4 protein-coding genes are annotated in these 3,153 nt (G+C 66.5%); all 4 read right to left on the reverse strand.

What is annotated here, in order from left to right; all coding sequences use genetic code 11:
* Positions 1 to 181 precede the first annotated feature (181 nt).
* The 4 genes from IH26_RS0152135 to IH26_RS0152150 all read right to left on the reverse strand — a co-directional run bounded on the left by IH26_RS0152135 (position 182) and on the right by IH26_RS0152150 (position 2,496).
* Entirely contained in the window at positions 182 to 544 is a 363-nt protein-coding gene (locus IH26_RS0152135) for a hypothetical protein (protein ID WP_030443752.1), read from the reverse strand.
* 99 nt (positions 545 to 643) lie between these two features.
* Entirely contained in the window at positions 644 to 946 is a 303-nt protein-coding gene (locus IH26_RS0152140) for a DUF7677 family protein (RefSeq protein ID WP_030443753.1), read from the reverse strand.
* 147 nt (positions 947 to 1,093) lie between these two features.
* Complete coding sequence (locus IH26_RS0152145) at positions 1,094 to 1,990, reverse strand: ADP-ribosylglycohydrolase family protein (protein WP_030443754.1); 897 nt, start codon at positions 1,988 to 1,990, stop codon at positions 1,094 to 1,096.
* 212 nt (positions 1,991 to 2,202) lie between these two features.
* Positions 2,203 to 2,496, reverse strand: coding sequence for a hypothetical protein (locus IH26_RS0152150; protein ID WP_157437907.1), 294 nt, complete (start codon positions 2,494 to 2,496; stop codon positions 2,203 to 2,205).
* Positions 2,497 to 3,153 lie beyond the last annotated feature (657 nt).

The following is a 3,153-nucleotide window of genomic DNA, read 5'->3' on the forward strand; positions in this document are numbered from 1 at the left end:
AGCGGCCCACAGGGCTTGCTTGAGCCGGATGCATGGAAACGTGCACGTCCGGTTCTGAGGGGGCGACGGCGCAGCAATGCGCCGTCGCTACCCGGCCGAATCGTGCGCTACGCACTGTAAGGCCGCCGCTGACACCTTGGCCGGGCAGTACATTTGTCGGCACTGTTCCGGATGGAGCGGGCTATTCGCCAAGCCATGACAACGACGTCGCAGGACGTTCCTCCATGGACCCGTCCCGAACCTGCCACATGATTGGCCAGGCGCGTTCGTCGCTGACCAGGAACAGGCCGGCAGGGCGATCACCGTCATCGTCGATCGCCGGCATCGCGGCCAGCTCGATGATCTGCATCCGGAGCCAGGCCAACTCTCCTTCCCGCAGGTCACCGCCGTAGAACAGGTAGAGCGTCCAATTGAACGGCGCTGCCGGGAAGGCCCAGCCGCCGGAGTAAAGGTCGTGGTGGTGTCGGCGGATGATTTCCTCAGCATCGCCCCGCTGCTGAGGAGCTATCTGTAGCCATCCGCGCGCCGCGGCGTACATGCCCATGGCGATCAACTTTAGGGGTCGGATGTGGTATCCGGACATGCCACAGATCGCGCGGCGGCAGCTTGACTGAGTCCGCCGGATCGCTTCGCTGTGCGGCTGCTATGACAGCTCGACCTCCCATGCGGCGAAGGGCGGATCTGGCTGATACTGGTCGTCGCAGAGGCGTCGGATCCACTGGGCGGCTCGGTACTGCGCCTCGGCGTAGTTTGTCACCTCGCCGGCCTCGTTGACATCCAGGACGTTGGCGAAGATGGCCAGCACCATCTCCAGCGCTGACCCGTAGGCCATGACGGCAAGGCGATAGTCGAAGCCGTCCAGAAGTTCCAGATCGAGAGTGCCTTCGGCCAGGTAAAAGGCGAAGAGGCGAAATGCTGAGCGAACGTCCTCAGGAAGATGTGCCATGGCATGATCATCCCGGGGCGCTTCAACCTGGTGACCGACATATCATCTGCCGCCGAGAGTGCTCGCTGGTGAAGCAGTCACGCTGGGTAGGTGGAGCTTGATCGGCTGTTCCTACTCGTCGAGGGAAGATCCGTGCATGGTGCTCGCCTAGCTGTCGGCCCAGGCAGGTAGGGGCTCACGGGCGTTGAGCCAGGACGGGGGTATGCCGCCGGAGCCTGTGCCGGTGAAGGTGGCGACGATGCCGCCGACGATCGCGGCCGTGGTGTCGACGTCACCGCCGGCCTCGATGCAGGCCAGGATTGCCGCCGGGTAGTCGTGCAGATAGGTGGCCGAGGCCCAGAGCGTGAAAGGGATGGTGTCCTGGGCCAGGACCCGGGACCCGTTGCCCAACTCGTAGGTTGCCTCGGCCACGCTTGCCCCGAGCAGGTCGACAGCCCGGCGGATACCCTCGCTGACACGGCTGTCGACGAGGTATTCAAGCACCGCCTGGAGCAGGGTCTCCGGTTCGGGCCGCTGCTGAAGCTGTCGGGCGTGACCGGCTTCGGCGGCGGCCACGGTTACTGCCACGGCTGCGAGTATTGCCTCGGCGTGTGCGTGGGTGACTTCGGCCGAGCGGATCGCGGCCAATGCGGCGGCGCGGGAGTTGCCGGCGTGGAAGGCGCCCAGGGGTGCCACTCGCATGGCTGCGCCGTTGCCCATGGAACCTTGACCGTCGAAGGCGGAGCGTGCCGCCTGTCGCCAGTCGGTTCCGTCCCGGATCTGGTGGAGTATGACGACCGCCCCGCCCCCGTAGCCGCGGTACGGCTCGTACCGCTGCGCGAAGGCGGCGGCCAGCCGGTCGGAGTCGATGTCGCCCCGGGCTCGCAGTTCGCTGAAGACGGAGCAGGCCATCTCGGTGTCGTCGGTCCAAGGCCAGGGGGCGCGAGGAGGACGGCCGGCGGCCAATTCTGCGTATGAGTTGCCTGGGACGAAGAATTGCGCACCGAGCGCGTCGCCCACCGACAGCCCGTCCAAGCTGTCACGGCATAAATCGAGAGAAGTCATGAAGGCACCAATATGTCAGACGTCGGGCTTCGTCGGCATTGACCGGCCGGGCCAACATTGTCATTGCTGCCGGTCGCTGGTGCCCTTCGGGGCATCCGCTCATGGCCGCGATGTGTTCGCTACGGAGCGTGGTTTCGGTCGTCGGGCTGACCTGCCTGCTCGTTCCGGCAGGCGGTTCAGCTCAACGACGGAGCGTCCGTATCCCGCTGTGCTCACTCGTGGCGACGGACCATCAGGGTCGTCTCCACCACGAAGGTGGTGATCGTCAGCGCCGTGCCGACAACCAAAGTGAGCAGCCCGACCGCCGCGATCAGCATGCCGGGTCCGCTGCCGAGGGCGCTGATTCGTGCGGAGAGGTCCGCCGGTTCGCCCTGCTGCTGCGGTCGCACCGGCGACAACATTTCGCTCAGTCCAAGCAGGATGATGACGACGGCGCCAGGCGGCATGAGGCCGGCGAACCACAGCCGCGCCCGGCGGCTTCCCCACCACAGGCCCGTCCACGCCATGACAAGCAGCCCCGGGAGGACCCAACACCGCCACGGCAGGTCGAAAAAGAAGTCCACGCCGGTACGCTACCCAGCGCCGTGGTGAGCGAGCGGATTCTCGACGGGCTGGCCGCTGCCTGGGCTCGCGGACGCACCGGCGGCAGAAGCCGAAGTGCCCGCGCGGAATCGCGCCGGGGCCGCCGGTGAGGGCCGGCGTCGTCCCAGCGCCCGGCCCGCCCGGCTGTTGACCGACAACTTTTCGTCCTGGTCGCCGACGTCCTTTGTCAGGCCGCGCCGGCCGGGTGACCGGGCCTGCCCCCGCCACCGGGCGAGGTTGTGGCGGGTGGTGAGAGTGTGGGGGTGGTCGGGGCCGAGCACCCGCAGCCGGTCGGTGAGTAGCTGCTCCAACGCACCGGCCGGATCCCCGGCCTTGTGCGTGCCGAAAACCCCCATCCAACCTCACCAGGAGTTCCGCCATGACTGCTCGAACCGCCTGCCACGGAGCGTGACGGTTGACGCGTAGGCTCGGCTCCCGGACATGCCGAGATGAGTGCGTTGTGTCGAGGGCGCCGGCAGCCACGGTCGAGGACCAATAACCCTCTAACAATAGATAATCAGTGGCGGCCAGGAAGAACAAGACTTGATCTTGACTCTGCTCGGGATCAGGCTTATGTCATG

It is taken from the genome of Actinoplanes subtropicus, assembly GCF_000721705.1.
Classification (GTDB): Bacteria; Actinomycetota; Actinomycetes; order Mycobacteriales; family Micromonosporaceae; genus Actinoplanes; species Actinoplanes subtropicus.